Here is a 20,659-nt window from a genome sequence, read left to right as displayed (position 1 = left end):
CGGATGCCCGAAGACGTAGCACCCGCGGAAAACCTGCCCCGGCTGATCTCGGTCGAGGAGCTGTTCGCCGACCCGGAGTTCTCGTCCGCGTCCATCTCCCCGGACGGGACGAAGCTGGCCTACCTGGCGGAAAAGCACGGCCGGCTGAACGTGTGGATCCGCGGGGTCGAGGAGGGGCACGAGGACGCCGTGTGCGTCACGCACAGCACCGACCGCGCGGTGAACAGCTTCTCCTGGACCGAGGACCCACGCTGGCTGCTGTACCGCAAGGACAGTGGCGGCAACGAGGACTGGCGCCTCTACCGGGTGGACCTTGAAGCGCCGGACGAGCCCGCGCTCGACCTGACCCCACTGGAGCCGGGCGGCCGGGCGATGGCCTTCCAGGTGCTGAAGGACCGGCCCGGCACGGTGCAGATCTCGATGAACCCGCGGGGGCTCTACTTCGACCTGTTCGAGGTCGACCTGGCGACCGGGGACCAGAAGCTGGTGTGGGAGCAGCCCAATCCGCTGGCCAACGTGCTGTCCACGCCGGACGGCGCGCTGCGCTTCCGCCTGCAGCTCAAGCCGGACGGCATCACCGAGTACCACGCGATCGACCCGGACGGTACCGAGCGCCTGATCCTCGCCGAGGGCGGACCGGCCTACCCCGTGGGCCTCTACCCGGAGCTGCCGGCGCCGGATGGCGGCAGCCTGATCGTCGGGTCCTACCAGGACGGTGACGATTTGCGCCTGGTGCGGGTGGACGCGAACACCGGGGAGCAGACGGTGATCGCCGCGGAGCCCGGGCAGAGCGTGTGCGCAATGGGCATGTTGACCGCCGACTTCGGATACCCGCCCTCGGTGATGCTCAGCAGCCGCACGGGCGAGGTGGTCGCGGTCCGGTTCGTCGGTGACCGGCCGGTCCTGAAGGTGATCAACCCGGAGTACGCCGAGATCTACGCCGAACTGGCCGCGCTGTCCGAGGGCGAGATCTTCTCGGTGTCCTCGGACAAGGCCGAGCAGCGATGGGTGGTGAGTTTCATCCACGACCGCGATCCCGGCGTCACCTACTACTACGACCGTGCAACGCGGGAGAGCAGGCTGTTGTTCCGCGATCACCCGGAGCTGGACCCGGCGGAGCTGGCGCCGATGACCGCGGTCGGGTTCCCCGCGCGGGATGGCTTGCCGTTGCACGGTTTCCTGACCCTGCCGGTGGGTGTGGAGCCGAAGAACCTGCCGCTCGTGCTGTATGTCCACGGTGGACCGTGGGCGCACGATCTGTGGAGTTACCACCGCGAAGTGCAGTTGCTGGCGAACCGGGGTTATGCGGTGTTGCAGGTGAACTTCCGCGGTTCGTCCGGGTACGGGAAGAAGCACATCACCTCGGCGGTGAAGGAACTCGCCGGGAAGATGCACGACGACCTGATCGATGCGGTGAACTGGGCGGTCGAGCAGGGTTACGCGGACCCGAAGCGGCTCGGTATCTACGGCGGTTCCTACGGCGGGTACTCCACTCTGGTCGGGGTGGCCGTCACGCCGGACACCTTCGCGGCCGCGGTGGACTATGTCGGTATCTCCAGCCTGCTGGGCTTCATGGCCAAGCTGCCGGAGTTCGTCAAGCCGACGCTGGTGAACAACTGGCTGGCCTACGCCGGTGACCCGGAGGACCCGCAGGACCGGGCGGACATGCTCGCCCGGTCGCCGATCACCATGGTGGACCGGATCCGCACCCCGTTGCTGGTGGTGCAGGGCGCGAACGACGCCCGGGTGCCGCAGTCCGAATCCGACGCGATCGTCGACGGGCTGCGCGAGCGCGGCGTGCCGGTGCAGTACCTGGTCGCCGAGGACGAGGGGCACGACTTCAAGAACCCCGAGAACCTGAACCGGATGTACCGTGCCATCGAGCGGCACTTCGCCGAGCACCTGGGCGGCCGGCAGTCCGAAAAGGACTTCTGATGAGCGGGCCACCGAGACTGTTCGACGTCGAGGAGATCTTCGCGGACCCGGTGTTCTCCGGGGCCTCGATCTCCCAGGACGGGACGAAGATCGCCTACCTGGCACCGAAAGGCGGCCGGACCAACGTCTGGGTGCGCGGGGTGGACGAGGAGCACGAGGACGCGGTCTGTGTCACCCACGACACCCGCCGCGGTATCCGGACCTACCACTGGACCGACGATCCGCGCTGGCTGCTGTACCAGCAGGACACCGACGGCAACGAGGACTGGCACCTGTACCGGGTGGACCTCGAAGCGCCGGACGAGCCCGCGGTGGACCTGACCCCGATGGCTCCGGGCTCGCGGGTGTACGGCATCGAGCCGATGAAGTCGATGCCGGGCACCGTGCTGGTCGTGATGAACCGCCGCCCGCTGTTCATGGACGCGTTCCTGATCGAGGTCGCCACCGGGAAGACCACGCTGTACCGGGAAAACCCGTCGATGACGACGAGCTACCTGTTTGGCCGCTCGGGCGAGGTGGTCAGCTGCTCGCTGGCCGCCGACGGGTCATGGGAGTACCGCGTGCTCGACGGCCCGGACGGCGATCGGCCGTTCTTCCGGCTGAACGGTCCGGAGCACCCAGTGGGCAGCTACCCGGCGCACCTGACCCCGGACGGGAAGGCCCTGCTGGTCGGGTCCTATCAGGACGGTGACGACCTGCGCCTGGTGCGTGTGGATGCCGCGACCGGCGAGGAGACGGTGGTCGCCGCGCTCGACGGGCACAGCCTGTGCACCATGGGGTACGTGATGCCGACCCTGCCGCCGACCCTGCTTTTCAGCAGGCGTACCGGTGAGGTGATCTCGGCCCGGTTCACCGGGGACCGGCCGGTCGTGCAGCCGCTCGACCCGCATTTCGCGGAGGTCTACGCCGAACTGTCCACATTGTCCGATGGGGTGCTCGCGTCGGCCACTTCGGACGAAACCGAACAACGGTGGGTGGCCACCTTCGCGCATGATCGCGAACCCGGTCTCACCTACTACTACGACCACTCCACCCGGGAGAGCCGGCTGCTGTTCCGGCCGTATCCGCAGCTGGATCCGGCTGATCTGGCGCCGATGACCCCGGTCGGGTTCCCGGCGCGGGATGGCCTGCCGTTGCACGGTTTCCTGACCTTGCCGGTGGGTGTGGAGCCGAAGAATCTGCCGCTCGTGCTGAAGGTGCACGGCGGCCCCTGGTGCCACGACATGTGGGGTTACGACCCCCAGGCGCAGTTCCTGGCCAACCGGGGTTACGCCGTGCTGCAGGTGAACTTCCGCGGTTCCTCCGGGTACGGGAAGAAGCACATCACCTCGGCGATCAAGGAACTCGCCGGGAAAATGCACGACGACCTGATCGACGCCGCGGACTGGGCGGTCGAGCAGGGTTACGCGGATCCGGAGCGGATCGCCATCCACGGCGGGTCCTACGGCGGCTACTCGGCGCTGGTCGGGGTCACGGTCACGCCGGACTACTTCGCCGCGGCCGTCGACTACTGCGGGATCTCCAGCCTGCCCAACTTCATGCGCACGCTGCCGGACTTCATCAAGCCGCAGATGGTCAACAGCTGGTACCTCTACGTCGGCGACCCGGAGGATCCGGAGCAGGAAGCCGAGATGCTGACCCGGTCGCCGATCACCATGGTGGACCGGATCCGCACCCCGCTGCTGGTGGCCCAGGGCGCGAACGACGCCCGGGTGGTCCAGGCGGAGGCGGACAACATCGTGGCCTCCCTGCGGGAACGCGGGACCCCGGTGGAGTACCTGGTCGCCGAGGACGAGGGGCACGGGTTCCAGAATCCGGAGAACCAGTTCGCCTTCTTCCGCGCGGTGGAGCGGCATTTCGCCGAGCACCTCGGCGGACGCGGCGCCTGAGCCGGGCATGGCGAAAGGGGGCGGCCGGCGCGGGCCGCCCCCCTCCGCCGTGTGGTCAGTTCCGGGGAATGGCCGTGGCGACGAACTCGGCGATCGCCGTGGTGAACGCCCGCCTGCTCTCCTGCCAGGCGTAGAACATGTGCCCGCCGTCGAAGTGCTGGACGGTCAGCCGGTCGGCCATGCCGGGGTCGAGCCGCATCAGGTTGCGCAGCCGGTCGGTCGTGTAATACGGGGTGATCAGGTCGTAGCGTCCGTGGGTGATGAACGCGCGCATGTGCGGGTTCATCGCGAGGCCGTAGCGGAAGTCGTCGGCCGCCCCGCGGGTGGACTGGACGTAGTGGAAGGCCTCGTCGTCCTTCCAGGCCAGGGTGATCTCGCTGTTGAGCAGCCGGTACTCGCGGTCGGTCCGCACCCCGATATTGACGCGCAGCTGCTGGTTGATCGCGGTGGTATAGACCGCGCCCAGCCCGGTGAGGGTCGGGTCCGCGCCGTGGAAGTTCGCGCGGCCGGGGAACGGGTCGGACGAGGTGACCGCCGCGTCGTAGGCGCCGACCACCTTCTGCTCGTCGCGCAGCAGCTGCCGCATGAACTGAAAGACGCCGATCCGGCCCTCGGAGCGGGTGACGAACTCCGGGTCCAGGCCGAGCAGGTCGGCCAGCCGGTTCAGCGTGCGCTCGCGTTCGTCCGCGGGCATCGCGGCGCCGCGGGCGAGGAAGGTGGTGTAGTCGCCGGTGGCGAACTCCTCGGCGCCCCGCTGCACTTCTTCGACCGGAGTACCGGCTGGGAAGGCCCGCGAACGGCCGTGGAACGCGGCTGCCGCGGCCATCGTCGGCACGTAGTCGATCCACGGCACGATGTCGTAGTCACCCGTGCCCTCGAAGGTGGCGGCGAGGTAGGCGGGTTCGAGCGCCGGGGAGATCAGGATCGTGCCGCAGAGCGCGATCCCGGACTGCTCCTGCAGGAGCCGGGTGAGCCGGCCGGCGCGGTACCCGCCGTAGCTCTCGCCGGCGACGAAGATCGGCGAGCCCCAGCGCTTGTTCTCCGAGAGCCAGCGCCCGATCGCCTCGCCCATCGCCGCCAGGTCGCGGGCGACGCCGTAGTACTCGTCCGATTCCACGCCCTTGCTGCGTGGTTTGCCGTCCTCGCCCTTCCCGTCGGGCTCGATCACCCGGCTGAACCCGGTGCCGACCGGATCGAGGAAGACCAGGTCGGTGAAGGCCAGCCAGGACTCCTCGTTGGGCACCAGCCGCGGCGGCGACGCCGGCATCGTGCCGTCCGGCGGGAACTCCACGCGCTGGGGGCCGACCAGGCCCAGGTGCAGATAGGCGGAAGCGGCGCCGGGCCCGCCGTTGAAGACGAACGTGACCGGCCGCGGCCCGTCGCTCTCGGCCACGTAGGAGGTCGTGAAGACCTCGGCCGCAGGCTTGTCGTCCTTGTGCAGCACAAGCCATTTCGCCGTTGCCGTGTAGCCGAGTTCGCCCCAGGTGCCGGTGGTCGACGCGCCGACCGGTGGCTCGTGCCCGCCGGTGGGCTGCTTGTCCTCGTCGGTCACGTTCGCGCTCCCTTGATCGTCCGTGATACCTGACTTAGGCCAAGATATGCCCTAGGTAAATAGGGCACAAGGGATCGGTGTAAACCCTGGAAGCTGACTTAAACCTAGTCTACTATGGCAAAAATTCGGCCCGGGAGGACGGTTTCATGACGGATCTGATCATCCACGGCGCGACATTGGCGGACCTGGCGACGGGCGAGTCGGTGCCGGGATCCTCGGTGCGGGTGGCGGGCGACCGGATCGTCGAGGTGGCTCCCGGGCGTCGCCTCACAGGCACCGCGCCCGCCTTCGACGCCGGGGGCCGCACCTTGCTGCCGGGCTTCATCGACGCACACGTGCACGCCACGGTGTCCACTCTCGACCTGCCGGTGATGATGCGGCGGCCGACCACCCGGCGGGCCATCGAAGCGGCCGGGATCCTGTCCGGGATGCTCCGGCGCGGGTTCACCACCGTCCGCGACGCCGGTGGGCTCGATCGCGGTATCGCCGAGGCGCTCGACACCGGGGTGATCCCCGGCCCGCGGGTGTTCCGCTCCGGCCGGGTGATCAGCCAGACCGGCGGGCACGGCGACCTCGCTCCCGAGGACGACGAGTCGCCCTCCTGCGCCTGCAACCTCCGTACCACCTGGTTCGCGCAGGTCGCGGACGGTGCGGACGCGGTTCGCCGCGCGGTCCGCGAGGAATTGAAGAACGGCGCGCACCAGATCAAGGTGATGGCCAGCGGCGGTGTCTCCTCGCCCGCCGACTCGGTCGACATGGTCCAGTACACCAGCGACGAGCTGCGCGCCGCGGTCGGCGAAGCGCGCTCCCGGGGCACCTACGTGCTGGCCCACGCCTTCGTGCCGGACGCGATCGTGCAGGCGGTCACCGCCGGGGTCCGGTCGATCGAGCACGGGAACCTCCTGGACGCGAAGGCCGCCCAGGTGATGGCCGAACACGACGCCTTCCTGGTGCCGACCCTCGTCGTCTTCGAGCAGCTGGCGGAAATCGGACGCCGGTGGAACTACCCGAGCCGGAGCCTGGAGAAGCTGGAACGAGTCCAGGCCGAGGGCGCACGGGCCGTGCGGCTCGCCGTGGACGCCGGGGTCCGCCTCGGGTTCGGCACCGATCTGCTCGGCGAGTCGCATCCGGCGCAGAGCCGCGAATTCCTGCTGCGCGGGCGGGTTCAGTCCCCACTGGACGTACTGCGCTCGGCGACCGTGGTGAACGCCGAACTGCTCGACCGGACCGGCGAACTCGGCGTCGTCGCGCCGGGCGCGTGCGCGGATCTCCTGCTGGTGGACGGGGATCCGCTGGCGGATCTGTCGGTTCTCGTCAACGGCGGGGTGGAGTTCGTGATGCAGGGTGGGGAGGTTGTGCATTCGCCGTCGTGACGGGGCGGTGTGGTGGATTCGTCGGTTGGGCGGGTCTGTGGGGCGGCGAGGTTGTGGGCTCGCCGTCGTGATGGGGGCGGGTCTGGTGGCTCGTTGGCGGGCTTGTCCGTTCTCGCCCGGGTGCCGGAGTTCGTGAGTTGGGGTGGGGAGGTTGTGGACTTCGACCTGTCCACTCTCGCCTGGGGCGGAGTTGGTGTTGTGCGGCGGCGAGGTCGTGTACTCGCTGTCGTGGCTGGAAGCTGGTCCGTCGGCCGGGGACCCGCCGGCGGATCTGTCCGTCCTCGCCGAGGGCGGTGGTGTTCGTGATGCGGAGCGGGAAGGTGCGCACTCGCCGTCCTGACCGGGAGCAGGTGCTCCTGGCCCGGAGCGCAGGGTGCCCGCGGTCGCCGCGCCGGGGCGTGACGTGTTCTCCGCCCCGGCGCGAGCTGGTCAGCGTAGGGGTTCGAGGGCTTTGGCGATCGGCTCCAGTACCGCCGGGGTGTGCGGCGGCGGCAGGTAGACGATCGCCAGGTCAACACCCGCCTCGCCGAGTGCTTCGGCGTCCGCGGCGAGTTTGGCGACGCCCGCTTCCGGGGAGTAGCGCACGTGCGAGGACAGCGTGATCTCGCGTGGATCGCGGCCGACGTCCGCGCAGTGCCGATACAGCACGTCCCGCTTGTGGGTGAACTCTTCCGGGGTGCCGCCGACGAAGTTCCAGTGCTGGGCGTACTTCGCGGCGGTGCGCAGGGTGCGTTTCTCGCCGCTGCCACCGATGCACAGTGGCGGGTGCGGGGTCTGCACCGCCTTCGGTTCGCAGCGCGCGTCGGTCAGCTGGTAGTACTCGCCGTGGAACGTGGTGGTCTCCTGGGTGAGCAGGCCGACGAGCACCTCGCAGGCCTCCTCGAACCGGTCGCTGCGTTCCTTGACCGGGCCGAGCCGCATCCCGTACGCGCCGGATTCCTCCTCGTTCCAGCCCGCGCCGATGCCGATTTCGAGCCGCCCGCCGGAGACGATGTCGAGCGTGGTGGCCATGTTCGCCAGCAGCGCCGGGTGCCGGTAGTGGATGCCACTGACCAGGGTGCCCAGCCGCAGCCGCCGGGTGGCCTGGGCGAGCGCGGTGAGCGTGACCCAGCCTTCCAGGCAGGGGCCGGTCGGATCGGAGAAAATCGGGTAGAAGTGGTCGAAGGTCCAGCCGGATTCGAACAGCTCGATCTCGTCTGCGGCCTGCCAGACCGCGAGCATGTCGGCCCAGGTGGTGTCCTGCGGTGAGGTCTTGATGGCGAATCGCATGGTTCCGAGGGTAGACCTGGAGTAACTCCGGCGCGGGTGCCGATTTTCGGTTCGCTTGCGGGACAAGGATTCCAAGGTCGACGCTCGGGTGCGGCCCTGCGCTCCGGGTTCCCGCCGCTCGGTCACCCACTCCGCGCCGGACGGCCTTCACTCGGCGGCTGGCCGCGGCCGGCACCTCGAAACGGCCTCGCGCACGGCGGAGGGGCGACTCCTGCGGGATGAGGTGCCCGCAGGCTCGACCACGACCATCCGACCCTGCGGACATCAGCTCGCCCGCGGTGCGATGGAAGATCGGCCGCCTCTTCGCGGACGTCACAACCGGCGAGGGGAGTCCATTGTGGACGAATCGGGAGGCACGCGGGGAACCGGCCGTTCGAACAACGCTCCGCTGCCGCGCCCGGCTGCTTCCACCGTCCGGACGTGCCGGAAGCCCTGCCCTCGGTAGTAGTCCTGCAGGCCGGGGTTGGTCTTCCACGCGTCCAGCCGCACCGAGCGCTTGCCGCGCGCGGCGGCCTGGTGCAGTGCCTGGTCGATCATCCACGTGCCGATGCCTCGCCCGCCATGGCCGCGGTCGACCGCGAAGTGGGTGAGGTACAGCGCGGAGTGCGGGTCGTCGGCCGGGGTCCAGAATGCCGGATCGGGCTCGGGATCCAGGGTCATGGTCGCGGCCGGAACGTCGTCGTCGGTCGCGAGGTAAACGATTCCCGCGGCGAGGCCGGGGGCCAGTTCCGCGGCGTGCCACGGGATTCCGTACCACTGATCCAGGCAGCGCTCGCGCAGCCAGGGGATCGTCGTGTTCAGGATGGCGATCAACGCGTCGAGATCGGCTTCGGTGGCGGGGCGCAGCCGCAGGTGCATCCGGCGAGGCTAGCCGACCGTATCGGCCCCCGGGAAGATCCGGTCCGTTGGGCGGACGGTGGGAAAATCCGTGTCATCCGGCCGGATTCGTCGGTCCCGGTGGCGGCCGGAATCGATCTGCCACGCACGGCATAGGCTGCGGCAGGTCGAGAGGTGCGGCCAGGAGGTCGTAGGCTCGGGTGAATGAGCACGGCATCCACCGCGGAGTATCCGATGGTCGAAACCCGGCACCAGACCCGCCTGCTCACCCTGTTGCGCGACGAGGGACCGATGTCCCGGGTCGAGCTGGGGGAGCGGCTGGAGCTGCCGCGTGCGCGGGTGAGTGCCGAGGTCACCCGGCTGGCCCAGGCCGGGCTGGTGGAGACGGCAGGCCCGTCGGCCAGCCGCGGCGGACGGCGTTCCACGCTGGTGCGGCTGGCCGGCGCGCTGCGCGTGGTGTCGGTGGACGTCGGGGCCACCTCGGTCGGTGTCGCGCTCACCGACGCGTCGTGCGAGGTACTGGCGCACACCATCGAGGACTGCGATGTCCGGCAGGGGCCGCACGTGGTGCTCAAGCGGGTGGCCGAGCTGGCCGGAGGAATCCGGCACGAGTCGCCGGGGCGGCTGATCGGGGTGGGCATCGGGTTGCCCGGGCCGGTCAGCTTCGCCGAGGGCATGGCCGTCGCGCCGCCGATAATGCCCGGCTGGGACCGGTTCTCCGTGCGTGATCACCTCGGCGGGCTGCTGGGCTCTCCGGTCACTGTGGACAATGACGTGAACTCGATGGCACTGGGCGAGCGGCACGCCGGGGTCGCCCGCTCCACCGACGACCTGGTGTTCGTCAAGATCGGCACCGGGATCGGCTGCGGGATCGTGCTCGGCGGCAAGGTCTACCGCGGGGTCGCCGGCACCGCGGGCGACATCGGGCACATCCGGCTCGACGACTACGGTCCCACCTGTTCCTGCGGCGAAGTCGGCTGCCTGGAGGCGTACTTCGGCGGCGCCGCGCTGGCCCGCGATGGCCTGACGCTGGCCCGTAGTGGCCGTTCGACCTTCCTGGCCGAGGTCGCCGCCGAACGTGGCGCGATCACCGCGCAGGACGTCGGCCGGGCTGCCGCCGCGGGCGATTTCGGTGCGGTGAACCTGATCCGTGACGGCGGTCGTCGGCTGGGCCAGGTGGTCGCGTCGCTGGTCAGCTTCGTGAATCCCGGCATGGTCGTGATCGGCGGGGGTGTCGCGCGGCTCGGGCATCAGCTGCTCGCCGAGATCCGCGGCTCGGTCTATCGGCGTTCGCTGCCGCTCGCGACCGGCAACCTCCCGATCGTGCTCTCCGAACTCGGCGACACCGCGGGGGTGATCGGCGCGGCCTGGTCGGCGACCGATCGCGCATTCACGTTCAGTAGCTGACTTCGGGCATGGCACGCCGGTCATCCGGCGTGGGGGTTTCCCGGACGCTGCACGCGGCAAGGGGGTTCACCCGACCGTTGCCGAACGGCGTTTTGCCGTCTCGCTCCGTCCGCTGCCCGATTGGTGACCGGGTGCCGGAAACCGTCGCGGGTTGGGCGTCAGTCAGCCTCCCGTGGCATCTGTGGCGGAGTCGGGTGGCGGGCCGTCACGGCGGGTCGCGTGACAAGTCGTGGCGGTGCCGTCCCGGCGCCCCTCCCGAGACTTCCGCACCCCTCGATCAGCTTCCGCGCACGGGCCGTTCGCCACGCTCCGCGTCCGTTCAAGTTCGCGGAGTAACGTCAAAATCGATCACAGTTTTGCTCGAAAAGTGCAAAAGTGAGCTGAATGTCAGGCGCCTATTCGGGTGAAAACCGGGATTTCCGGCTCGTTGTCAGCTTGACGAGTGACGCGGATCTCCCTACTTTCGCTGGCCGGGTACCAAAGTTCCCCATCGTCGACCGAGGTTGTGAGGGCAGCGTGGCCGCGACGCGATCCGGGTCTGTGGACCCGGGCAGAGCACGCACGGCGAACCTCGCCGCGCTCTTGCGGGCGCTGCGTGCCGGGCCGCTGTCGCGTACCCAGCTCGCGGCTCGGTGCCAGCTGACCAAGGCGACGGTCGCCGGGTCGCTGACCGAGCTGTCCGAGCGCGGGCTCGTCCGTGCGGCGGGGGTACTGAACGGGGGCAGCGGCCGTCCCAGCCGTCTTGTCGAGCTAAGCGGTGACAGTGCGTACGGGCTCGCCCTCTCGGTCGAGGCGGACGGATTCGCGGCGGTCGCGGCGAACCTCGTCGGAGCGGTGATTGCGGAGCGTCACGAAAGCGCGGATGTCGCGTCGCTCGGGCCGGCGCGGAGTGTGGACGAACTCGCCGTCCTCGCCGGGCAGGTACGGCGGCACGACAGTCCGGTCGGGGTCACGGTCTCGGTGCCCGGCTTGGTCGATCCGGCAGCCGCGGTGCTGCGGTTTGCTCCGGCCTTGCGTTGGCGCGACGCCGAAATCGCCGACCTGCTCGCCGCCCGGCTCGGGCTGGCCGCGGAGGCGATCACCGTCGACAACGAGGCGAACCTCGGCGCGATCGGCGAAGCCGTTGCCGGGACGTGCGCCGGGGCGCGCGAGCTGTTCTACCTCAGCGGCGGCATGGGCGTCGGCGGCGGGCTCGTCGTCGGGGGCACGATCCTGCGCGGCGCCCGGGGTTTCGCCGGCGAGGTGGGGCATATCGCCGTCGATCCGGCCGGCGAGCAGTGCCCGTGCGGGCGCGCCGGATGCCTAGAGACCAAAGCCGGGCTCAACGCCCTGCTGCGCGCCGCCGCGCCGCCGGGAGATCCGCTGCACGATCCGGCGCTCGGCGTCGAAGGCCGGGTCGGCTTGCTGCGCAACCGCGTGCAGGCGGGGGACCAGCGTGCGCTCGCGGCCGTCGCGGAGCTGGGGATCGCGCTCGGCGTCGCAGTGTCCACTGTGGTCGATGTGCTCGATCCGGACGTCGTGGTGCTCGGCGGCTCCTTCGCCGGGCTCGGGGCCTGGCTGGTCGAGCCGATCCGCCGGGAACTGGCCGCCCGCACGCTCGGGCCGGGCTCGATCTGCCGGGTCGAAGTGTCCACTTTGGGCACTGCGGCGCCGTTGCGGGGGGCCGCGCACCTGGCCGTCGAACGGCTCTTCGCCGATCCGGCGCTCGTTCTGCTCGCCGATCAGGAGGCGCTGGAATGAGGTTGCTCGCCGTCCGCGGGACCGGGGTCCGCGCACTCGACGGGGTCGACTTCGAGGTCGAGCCCGGCGAAGTGCACTGCCTGCTCGGGCAGAACGCCGCGGGGAAGTCCACTTTGATCAAGACGCTGGCCGGGGCGCACCGGCCGGACGCGGGGGAGATCCGCTGGCAGGGCCAGCCGGTCGCGCCCGCCTCGCCGGTCGCCGCGCTCCGGCTCGGCATCGCCACCATGTATCAGGAACTCGACCTGGTGCCGGGGCTTTCCGTGGCGGACAACATCTTCCTCGGCCGGGAACGGGCCAGGTTCGGGTTCACCCGGATCGCCGAGTCCCGAGCGCGGTCCGCGCGGCTGCTCGCCCGGCTCGGTCACCCCGAGATCGCTCCGTCCACAGAGGTCGGTCGCCTGCCCGCGGCCGGCCAGCCCGTCGATGGCCGCCACCGCGATCGCGCTGGCACGGCAGCTCGGTCAGGGCAAGGGTGCCGGGGATTTCGCCGAACACGAGATCCCGGCCGAGATCACCACGTACTCCGCGGTCGTGACCAAAGAGAACGTGGGTCAATATCTGGATGTCGGATTCGATTCCTGACCGGGAATCGATACCGCGAAGAACAAGGAGGGGCATGAGCACGGCACGGGAGACCATCGGGATCGGCATGGTGGGGCATGCGTTCATGGGTGCGGTGCATTCGCACGCCTGGCGCAACGTCCACCGGTTCTTTCCGGTGGCACCGATCCCGCGGCTCGCCGCGCTCGGCGGCCGGGACGAGGCGCGGGCGAAGGCCGCGGCGGAGCGGTTCGGCTGGGCCGCGGTCGAGACGGACTGGCGCGCGCTGATCGCCCGGGACGACGTCGACCTGGTGGACATCTGCACCCCCGGCGACACCCATGCGGAGATCGCGATCGCGGCACTCGAAGCCGGTAAGCACGTCCTGTGCGAGAAACCGCTGGCCAACACCCTGGCCGAGGCCGAGGCGATGACCACAGCGGCGGAGAAGGCGCGGGAGAACGGCGTCCGGTCGATGGTGGCCTTCAACTACCGCCGGGTGCCCGCGCTGGCGCACGCCCGCAAGCTGGTGGCGAGCGGGGCGCTCGGACGGATCCGGCACGTGCGGACGGTGTATCTCCAGGATTGGCTGTCCTCTTCGGACTCGCCGATGAGCTGGCGGCTGGACAAGGACAAGGCCGGTTCGGGTGCTCTCGGCGATCTCGGCGCGCACATCGTCGATGCCACGCAGTTCGTCACCGGAGAGACCGTGACCGGGGTGTCCGCGCTGACCGAGACCTTCGTCGGCGAGCGGCCGGACGGCAGTGGCGGGACCGGACAGGTCACTGTGGACGATTGCGCGCTGTTCCTCGGCCGGCTCTCCGGCGGCGGGGTAGCCAGTTTCGAGGCCACCCGGTACGCGCTCGGCCGCAAGAACTCCATGCGGCTGGAGGTCAACGGGTCGAAGGCGAGCCTGGCGTTCGACTCCGAATCGATGAACGAGCTGTCCTGGTTCGACGGCGGGGATCCGGTGACCGAGGCCGGGTTCCGCCGGATCCTGGTCACCGAGCCGGCGCATCCCTACCTCGCCGCGTGGTGGCCGCCCGGCCATCTGCTCGGCTACGAGCACACCTTCACCCACGAGATCGCCGATCTGCTCACCGCGCTCGGCGAGGGCCGGGATCCCGCACCGTCCTTTGCGGACGGTCTGGGGGTCCAGCGGGTGCTGGACGCGGCCGGGCGCAGCGCGGCCGGGCAGTCCCGATGGACCACGACCGAAGGCAACTGACCGGCGAATCCGGCCGAAAGGTGGACAAATGCCTGCCCAGCAACGAACCGGCCTGTGGCTGATCGGCGCACGGGGCTCGGTCGCCACGACGGCGGCGGTCGGCCTGCTCGCCCTGCGCGCGAGGGTGGCCGGGCCGACCGGCTGTGTCACCGAGCTGCCCGCGTTCGCCGGGACACCGCTGCCCTGCTGGGACGAACTCGTCCTCGGCGGGCACGATCTGGTGCACACGCCGCTGGAGAAACGGGCGGAACAGCTTGCCCACGCCGGCATGTTCGGTTCCGCGGTGATCGCCGCTGTCCGTTCTGGACTGTCCGAAGTGGAGTCCGAGATCCGCGACGGCTACCACCCGGCAACGCACACCGGCGCGCAGGCGTCCGCCGTCGAGCGGCTCTCCGCGGATCTCCGCACGTTCGCACAGCGGCACGAGCTGGCGCGGGTGGTCGTCGTCGACGTGTCCTCCACCGAGGCGCCGTGTCCGCACCTGCCGGAGCACGACGACCTCGACGCGCTCGAAGCGGCGCTAGCCGACCCCGCCCGGTCTGTCTTGCCGCCCAGCTCGCTCGCGGCGTACGCGGCATTGCATGCGGGGTGCCCGTATGTCGGGTTCACGCCGTCTGCGGGAATCACGTTGCCAGCGTTGCGGAAACTCGCCGAACGACAGGGCCTGCCGTATGCGGGTTGCGACGGTAAGACCGGTGAAACGTTGCTGCGTACGGTGCTGGCGCCGATGTTCAGCGCGCGGGCGTTGAAGGTTCGTTCCTGGTCGGGGACCAATCTGCTGGGCGGCGGCGACGGCGTGACGCTGGCGGATCCGGTGACCGTGGCCAGCAAACTGGAATCGAAGGCAAGGGGTCTCACGGCCTTGCTCGGTGAGGATGTCACCGCGCCGCTGCACATCGACCACGTGCCGGACCTCGGTGAAGTCAAGACCGCGTGGGACCACGTATCCTTCGAAGGCTTCCTCGGCGCGCAGATGAATCTCCAGTTCACTTGGACCGGTTACGATTCCGCGCTCGCCGCACCGCTGGTGCTGGACCTCGCCCGGCTGGTGGCCGCGGCCCACGCCGCCGGACAGCGCGGCGCGCTGACCGAACTCGGCTTCTTCTTCAAAGATCCACTGGGGAGCGACGAACATCGGTTCGCGGAGCAGACTGCCCGCCTGATCAGCTGGGCGGGGTCGCTGTGAAGGCCTATGCGGAGCTGGTTCGCGCACCGGCCGCGCTGACGGTGCTGGGTGACACGGTCGCCGGGTCCGCCGCGGCGGGGTTGCGGATGACCGGGCGGCGCCTGCTCCTCCCGTTGTCCTCGACGGCCTTCTACTGGGCCGGAATGGCGCTCAACGACTGGGCGGACCGGAAGCTCGACGCGGTGGAACGCCCGGAGCGGCCGATCCCGTCCGGGCGGGTGAGCGCGGATGCGGCGCTGGCCACCGGGACCGCGTTGACCGCCGCCGGACTGGGGCTGGCCGCGCTCGGCGGCGGCCGGACCGCGCTGCGGATGGCGGTTCCGCTGGCCGCAGCGGTCTGGGCCTACGACACCGTGTTCAAACCGACCGCGGCCGGGCCGGTCGCGATGGCGGTCTGCCGGACCCTCGATGTGCTGCTCGGCGCCGGTGACGAACCGGCGAAAGCCGCCGGCGCCGCCGCGGCGGTCGGGGTGCACACGCTCGGGGTCGCCGCGTTGTCGGCCGGGGAAGTCCATGGGGCCAATGCGAATACGGCGAGTGCGGCCTTGGCTACCAGCTGTGCGGCGACAACGTTGGCACTGACCGGTCCGGTTCGTGGCGGCTGGTACCGCCTGGCTTCGCTGGCGGCCTGTACCGGTTACGCCGGTCTGGTCGGCCGGGCGCAGGCCGGTGCGGTCCGTGATCCGTCCGCCGGTGCTGTGCGCAAGGCGACGGTGACCGGCATCCACGGCATGGTTCCGTTGCAGGCAGCTCTCGCCGCGAAGCGGTCGGTCGCCGGCGCGGCACTGGTCGTGGCCGCTTTGCCGCTGGCGCGCAGGCTTTCACGAAAGGTGAGCCCGACATGAGCCTCCATCTCGGCTACGGCACCAATGGTTTCGCCAATCACCGCCTCGATGAAGCGCTCACGGTCATCGCCGGCCTCGGGTACGCGGGGGTGGCGCTGACGCTGGACCACGACCACCTCAACCCGTTCGCGGACGGCTTGGCCCGGCGCGTGGACCGGATCGCCGCCCGGCTCTCCACGCTCGGCTTGCGCCGGGTCGTGCTCGAAACCGGCGCCCGCTACCTCCTGGACCCATGGCGCAAGCACTCGCCGACGTTGCTCTCCGCCGACCCTGCGCCGCGAATCGATTTCCTGGTGCGCGCAGTCGACATCGCCGCGGACCTCGGCGCGGACTGCGTGTCCTTCTGGTCCGGTGTGTCCACTGTGGAGGTCGATATCGCCTGGTCCCGGTTGCGGGACGGGGTAGCGACGGTGCTGGAGCACGCGGAGCGGCGGCAGGTCCGGCTCGCGATGGAACCCGAACCGGGGCATCTCGTCGCGCACCTGAGCCAGGTCATGGACCTGCGTAAGGAACTCGGCGAGCCGGAGCTGTTCGGGGTCACGCTCGACGTCGGGCATTGCGTTGCCGTGGAACCGTTCGACGCGGCCGAATGCGTGCGTCTCGCCGGTCCGCTGCTGTGGAACGTCCAGCTCGACGACATGCTGCCGAACGTGCATGAGCACTTGGAGTTCGGCGACGGTGAGCTGGATCTCACGGCGACCCTCGCGGCACTGGAAGAAATCGGCTACGAGGGTCTGGCCGCGGTCGAGCTGCCCCGGCACAGCCACGCCGCGCCGGACGCCGCCCGTCGCGCTTTCGCTGCCCTTACCGCCGCGTTGCCGTGGCAGGCCGAGGCGGAGCGGCAGATTCGCGCGAAACCGTCCAATATCGGCGCGCTCTTCCCCGCCGCCGGGCGCGCCGTCGGACGTGCGTCGTTGCAACCGGCGGACGATCCAGAGGGACTTGTGCATGGCACTGTGGACGATCGTGCCCGGATCCGGCTGGTAGCGACGTTGGCCGAGGTTGTGGACGACGCTGCCTTGGCCACGGAGTTGAACGACCTCTATCGGTACGGCGACGATGCCGAACGACGTGGCGTGCTCCGCGCGCTCAACTCGATGGTCTCCCCGGGTACCGAAGTCGTCCGAGCCGGCCGGGTGCTGGTTGAAGACGCCTTGCGCACCAACGATATCCGGCTGGTCGCCGCCGCCATGGGCGAGTTCGCCGCGCGGTTCCTCGATGACCACGGCTGGCGGCACGGGGTGCTGAAGTGCGTATTCGTGGAGGTTTCGCTGGCGGCCGTGGCGGATCTGAAGTCCCGGGTGGACGGTGAGCTGATCCGGATGCTCGCCGATTTCGCCGAAGAACGCCGTGCCGCTGATCGCGCCGTCCCCGCCGACGCACTGGAGCTGCTCGAGAAAGGTATTTAGCGGTGCGCATCTTCGACCCTCATATCCACATGACCTCCCGGACCACCGACGACTACGAGGCGATGTACGCGGCGGGCGTCCGCGCACTCGTCGAGCCGGCGTTCTGGCTCGGCCAGCCGCGTACCGGGGTCGGTTCGTTCACCGACTACTTCGACGGGCTGATCGGCTGGGAACGGTTCCGGGCGAGCCGGTTCGGTATCCGGCACCACTGCACGATCGCGCTCAATCCCAAGGAGGCCAACGATCCGCGCTGCCGGGAGGTGCTCGGTGTGCTGCCGAGGTACCTGGCCAAGGACGGCGTGGTCGCGGTCGGCGAGGTCGGATACGACTCGATGACCCGCGAGGAGGACGAGGTTTTCGCCCGCCAGCTGGAGCTTGCCGTCGAGCACGACCTGCCGGTGCTGGTGCACACTCCACATAGGGACAAAGTGGAGGGTACCAAGCGGACGCTCGACGTGGTGCGCGAGTCCGGGATCGCGGCCGAGCGGGTGGTGGTCGACCATCTCAACGAGGTGACCGTGGAGCTGGTCAAGGATTCCGGGTGCTGGCTGGGCTTCTCCATCTATCCGGACACCAAAATGGACGAACACCGGATGGTCGCGCTGCTGCGCCGATACGGTCTGGATCGGATGATCGTCAACTCCGCCGCCGATTGGGGCCGTTCGGATCCGTTGAAGACCGCGAAGACCGGCCAGGCGATGCTCGACGACGGCTTCACCGATGCCGATGTCGATCGGGTGCTGTGGCAGAACCCGGTCGAATTCTACGATCAAAGCGGTCGTCTGATTCTCGACCCGCTGCCCGGTTTCACCGGCGAAGCCGCCGAATTCGCGGGAAACTCGGTACTGCGAGGTGCCCGCGCATGATCTCCTACTGCACGAACGTCCACCCTGCCGAAGACGTCGACGGCATTGTCACCCAGCTGGAACGGTATGCGCTGCCGGTGCGGGAACGGCTCGGCGCGGACCGGCTCGGCGTCGGACTGTGGTTGTCCGCGCCGGTGGCCCGCGGTCTCGCCGGTGACGCATCCGCGCGCAAGTCTCTTCGCGCCGAACTCGACGTGCGCGGCCTGTCGGTGTACACGCTGAATGCCTTTCCGTACGGCGGTTTCCACGAGGAGGTCGTCAAGCACGCGGTCTACCGTCCACGGTGGACCGACCATGAGCGGGTCGCCTACACCGTCGACTGCGTGACCGTTCTGGCGGAGTTGCTCGCCGAGGATGCTTCGTACGGCAGCATTTCCACCTTGCCGCTCGGCTGGCGCGAGCCGTGGACCGACGACGACGACCGGCGTGCGGCCGAAGCGTTCGGCCAGGTGGTCCAGGCGATCCGGCAGAGCGGCGACCGGCCGATCCGGCTGGCGGTCGAGCCCGAGCCCGGCTGTGTACTGGACACTGTGGACGATGCGGTGGTCTGGCTGTCCCGCCGGGTCGACCCGGAGTACGTCGGGCTGTGCTTGGACACGTGCCATCTGGCGGTGTCCTTCGCGGATCCGGTGACCACCCTGGCGACCATCGTCGAGTCCGGAGTGGACATTGTCAAGGTGCAAGCCTCCGCGGCCCTGCACGTCGCCGATCCGGCGCAAGCCTGTGCCGAGCTGGCTGCTTTCGCCGAGCGCCGCTACCTGCACCAGGTTCGGGAACTCGGCGCGGACGGCGTGGTGCATCGGGCCGACGACCTGCCCGAGGCGTGGGCCGAATTGCCCGGGGAAGGACCGTGGCGGGTGCACTTCCACCTGCCGCTGCACCAGGCCCCGGAGCCGCCGCTGGATACCACCACCGACGTGCTGCGTGCGGTGGCCGCAGGGCTGTCCGGACAGTCGCATGTCGAGGTGGAGACCTACACCTGGAGCGTGCTCCCGGATGCCGGCGACCTCGTCGGCGGGATCGCCGCGGAACTCGCGTGGGCACAAGCGAACCTGGAAGGGGTCTCGGCGTGAAGCCACTGGTGGTCATCGACGTCGTCGGGCTGACCCCGAAGGCGTTGCGGCACATGCCCGAGCTGTCCAGCCTCGCCCGCGAGGGCTGGCAGGCCGAGCTGGGCACCGTACTGCCCGCGGTCACCTGCAGCGCACAGTCCACTTTCCTCACCGGGCTCTTGCCCGCACAGCACGGCATAGTCGGCAACGGCTGGTACTTCCGGGACCTCGGCGAGATCCACCTGTGGCGCCAGCACAACCGGCTTGTCCGCGGTGAGAAGCTGTGGGAGACAGCGCGTGCCGCGCACCCCGGCTACACCTCGGCGAACGTCTGCTGGTGGTACGCGATGGGGATGTCCACCGACGTCACGGTGACCCCGCGGCCGATCTACCACGCCGACGGGCGCAAGTCGCCGGACGCCTACGTGCGCCCGCCGGAGTTGCACGACAGGCTCACCGGCGAGCTGGGGGAGTTCCCGCTGTTCCAGTACTGGGGTCCAACCGCCTCGCTGAAGTCCAGTAAGTGGGTGGTCGGCGCGGCCCGGCAGCTCCTCCGGGAACGCCGTCCGGATCTGCTGCTGGCCTACGTCCCGCATCTCGACTACGACCTGCAGCGTTTCGGCCCAGACGGCCCGCAGGCGGTGAAGGCGGCCCGAGAGCTGGACAAAACCATGACACCGCTGCTGAACGACGCCCGGAACGCGGGGGCGACCGTGGTCGCGCTCAGTGAGTACGGCATTACCAACGTGCACCGGCCGATCGACCTCAACCGGGCCTTGCGTCGCGAGGGTTTGCTCGAGGTCTACACCCAGGACGGGATGGAGTACCTGGACCCGTGGACCTCGCGGGCGTTCGCCGTCGCAGACCACCAGGTCGCGCACCTCTACGTGCGCGATGAGTCCGATGTGGACCGGGTTCGCGCGATCGCGGCCGGGCTGAGGGGTGTGGACGAAGTCCTGGACCGGGAGGACCAGGCGAGGTACGGGCTGGACCACGAGCGTGCCGGTGAGCTGGTCGCCGTCGCCCAGCCGGATTCCTGGTTCACCTACTACTACTGGCTGGACGAAGACCGCCGGCCCGATTTCGCGCGGAGCGTCGAAATCCACCGCAAGCCCGGCTACGACCCGGCCGAACTGTTCTTCGATCCGCGGGACCGGTTCGCCAAAGCCAGGGCCGGGCTGAACCTGGCGAAGAAGTTCGCCGGGCTGCGGTACACGATGGACGTCGTGCCGACCGATCCGCGCTGGGTACGCGGCTCACACGGCCGGCTGCCCGATTCCGCCGCGGACGGCCCGGTGTTGCTCTGCTCGGATCCGGCGGGGGCACCGTCCGGCCGCATCGCGGCCACCGGCGTGCGTCCTCTGCTGTTGTCGTTGCAAGGACTGAAGTAGGAGGAAGAACCCGATGAGCCGTCCGATCACCTTGTTCACCGGCCAGTGGCCGCTCGGCTCGGCTCTGGGGCTGTGAAGGGTCCCTTCACAGCCCCACAGTCCGTGAAGGGACCCTTCACAGCCCTGCGGCTCGGGTG

At 69.7% G+C, this 20,659-nt stretch carries 15 protein-coding genes and 2 pseudogenes; 14 read left to right on the top strand and 3 right to left on the bottom strand.

The window, feature by feature from the left end:
- Positions 1 to 3 precede the first annotated feature (3 nt).
- Positions 4 to 1,935 (top strand): S9 family peptidase, encoded by a 1,932-nt coding sequence (locus tag D5S19_RS13580; protein WP_120023707.1) that lies wholly within the window; start codon positions 4 to 6, stop codon positions 1,933 to 1,935.
- Positions 1,935 to 3,824: a S9 family peptidase gene (locus D5S19_RS13575; RefSeq protein WP_120023706.1), complete on the top strand. Its 1,890-nt coding sequence runs from the start codon at positions 1,935 to 1,937 to the stop codon at positions 3,822 to 3,824. Before D5S19_RS13580 ends, D5S19_RS13575 begins: the two co-directional genes overlap by 1 nt.
- A 55-nt stretch (positions 3,825 to 3,879) precedes the next feature.
- Here D5S19_RS13575 and D5S19_RS13570 read toward each other — a convergent pair whose 3' ends face one another.
- Entirely contained in the window at positions 3,880 to 5,376 is a 1,497-nt protein-coding gene (locus tag D5S19_RS13570; RefSeq protein WP_120023705.1) for a S10 family peptidase, read from the bottom strand.
- 146 nt (positions 5,377 to 5,522) lie between these two features.
- Here D5S19_RS13570 and D5S19_RS13565 point away from each other — a divergent pair, with 146 nt between their 5' ends.
- Positions 5,523 to 6,749, top strand: a complete 1,227-nt coding sequence (locus D5S19_RS13565; protein ID WP_120023704.1) for a metal-dependent hydrolase family protein — start codon at positions 5,523 to 5,525, stop codon at positions 6,747 to 6,749.
- A gap of 429 nt (positions 6,750 to 7,178) precedes the next feature.
- On the opposite strand, the gene D5S19_RS13560 is transcribed toward D5S19_RS13565, so the two are convergent.
- Entirely contained in the window at positions 7,179 to 8,018 is an 840-nt protein-coding gene (locus tag D5S19_RS13560) for an LLM class F420-dependent oxidoreductase (RefSeq protein WP_120023703.1), read from the bottom strand.
- A gap of 312 nt (positions 8,019 to 8,330) precedes the next feature.
- A complete protein-coding gene (locus D5S19_RS13555; protein WP_120023702.1) occupies positions 8,331 to 8,876 on the bottom strand; it encodes a GNAT family N-acetyltransferase in 546 nt (181 codons plus the stop codon).
- A gap of 183 nt (positions 8,877 to 9,059) precedes the next feature.
- On the opposite strand from D5S19_RS13555, the gene D5S19_RS13550 reads away from it, so the two are divergent.
- The 11 genes and pseudogenes from D5S19_RS13550 (at position 9,060) to D5S19_RS13500 (ending at position 20,522) form a co-directional block, all read left to right on the top strand.
- On the top strand, positions 9,060 to 10,262 hold the full coding sequence (locus D5S19_RS13550; RefSeq protein WP_120023701.1) for an ROK family transcriptional regulator: 1,203 nt from the start codon (positions 9,060 to 9,062) through the stop codon (positions 10,260 to 10,262).
- 516 nt (positions 10,263 to 10,778) lie between these two features.
- Entirely contained in the window at positions 10,779 to 12,002 is a 1,224-nt protein-coding gene (locus tag D5S19_RS13545) for an ROK family protein (protein ID WP_120023700.1), read from the top strand.
- A pseudogene (locus D5S19_RS13540) lies at positions 11,999 to 12,421 on the top strand (ATP-binding cassette domain-containing protein); the annotation flags it as partial. The gene D5S19_RS13545 and the pseudogene D5S19_RS13540, both read left to right, overlap by 4 nt.
- Positions 12,420 to 12,587: pseudogene (locus D5S19_RS13535) on the top strand (sugar ABC transporter substrate-binding protein); the annotation flags it as partial. The pseudogenes D5S19_RS13540 and D5S19_RS13535, both read left to right, overlap by 2 nt.
- A gap of 34 nt (positions 12,588 to 12,621) precedes the next feature.
- Positions 12,622 to 13,773, top strand: a complete 1,152-nt coding sequence (locus tag D5S19_RS13530) for a Gfo/Idh/MocA family protein (RefSeq protein WP_120023699.1) — start codon at positions 12,622 to 12,624, stop codon at positions 13,771 to 13,773.
- A 28-nt stretch (positions 13,774 to 13,801) separates the two neighbouring features.
- Positions 13,802 to 14,959, top strand: a complete 1,158-nt coding sequence (locus tag D5S19_RS13525) for an inositol-3-phosphate synthase (RefSeq protein ID WP_120023698.1) — start codon at positions 13,802 to 13,804, stop codon at positions 14,957 to 14,959.
- On the top strand, positions 14,956 to 15,804 hold the full coding sequence (locus D5S19_RS13520) for an SCO3242 family prenyltransferase (protein ID WP_120023697.1): 849 nt from the start codon (positions 14,956 to 14,958) through the stop codon (positions 15,802 to 15,804). Before D5S19_RS13525 ends, D5S19_RS13520 begins: the two co-directional genes overlap by 4 nt.
- The gene (locus D5S19_RS13515; RefSeq protein WP_120023696.1) at positions 15,801 to 17,213 is read left to right on the top strand and encodes an EboA domain-containing protein; all 1,413 of its coding nucleotides are present in this window, start codon (positions 15,801 to 15,803) and stop codon (positions 17,211 to 17,213) included. The genes D5S19_RS13520 and D5S19_RS13515 overlap by 4 nt, the downstream gene beginning before the upstream one ends.
- A gap of 2 nt (positions 17,214 to 17,215) precedes the next feature.
- Positions 17,216 to 18,079: a TatD family hydrolase gene (locus tag D5S19_RS13510; protein WP_120023695.1), complete on the top strand. Its 864-nt coding sequence runs from the start codon at positions 17,216 to 17,218 to the stop codon at positions 18,077 to 18,079.
- Positions 18,076 to 19,152, top strand: coding sequence for a metabolite traffic protein EboE (gene eboE, locus D5S19_RS13505; RefSeq protein WP_120023694.1), 1,077 nt, complete (start codon positions 18,076 to 18,078; stop codon positions 19,150 to 19,152). The genes D5S19_RS13510 and eboE overlap by 4 nt, the downstream gene beginning before the upstream one ends.
- Entirely contained in the window at positions 19,149 to 20,522 is a 1,374-nt protein-coding gene (locus D5S19_RS13500) for an alkaline phosphatase family protein (RefSeq protein ID WP_120023693.1), read from the top strand. The genes eboE and D5S19_RS13500 overlap by 4 nt, the downstream gene beginning before the upstream one ends.
- Positions 20,523 to 20,659: the final 137 nt, after the last annotated feature.

The organism is Amycolatopsis panacis, assembly GCF_003600245.1.
Taxonomy (GTDB): domain Bacteria; phylum Actinomycetota; class Actinomycetes; order Mycobacteriales; family Pseudonocardiaceae; genus Amycolatopsis; species Amycolatopsis sulphurea.
This window is presented reverse-complemented; position numbering and strand designations above follow the sequence as displayed.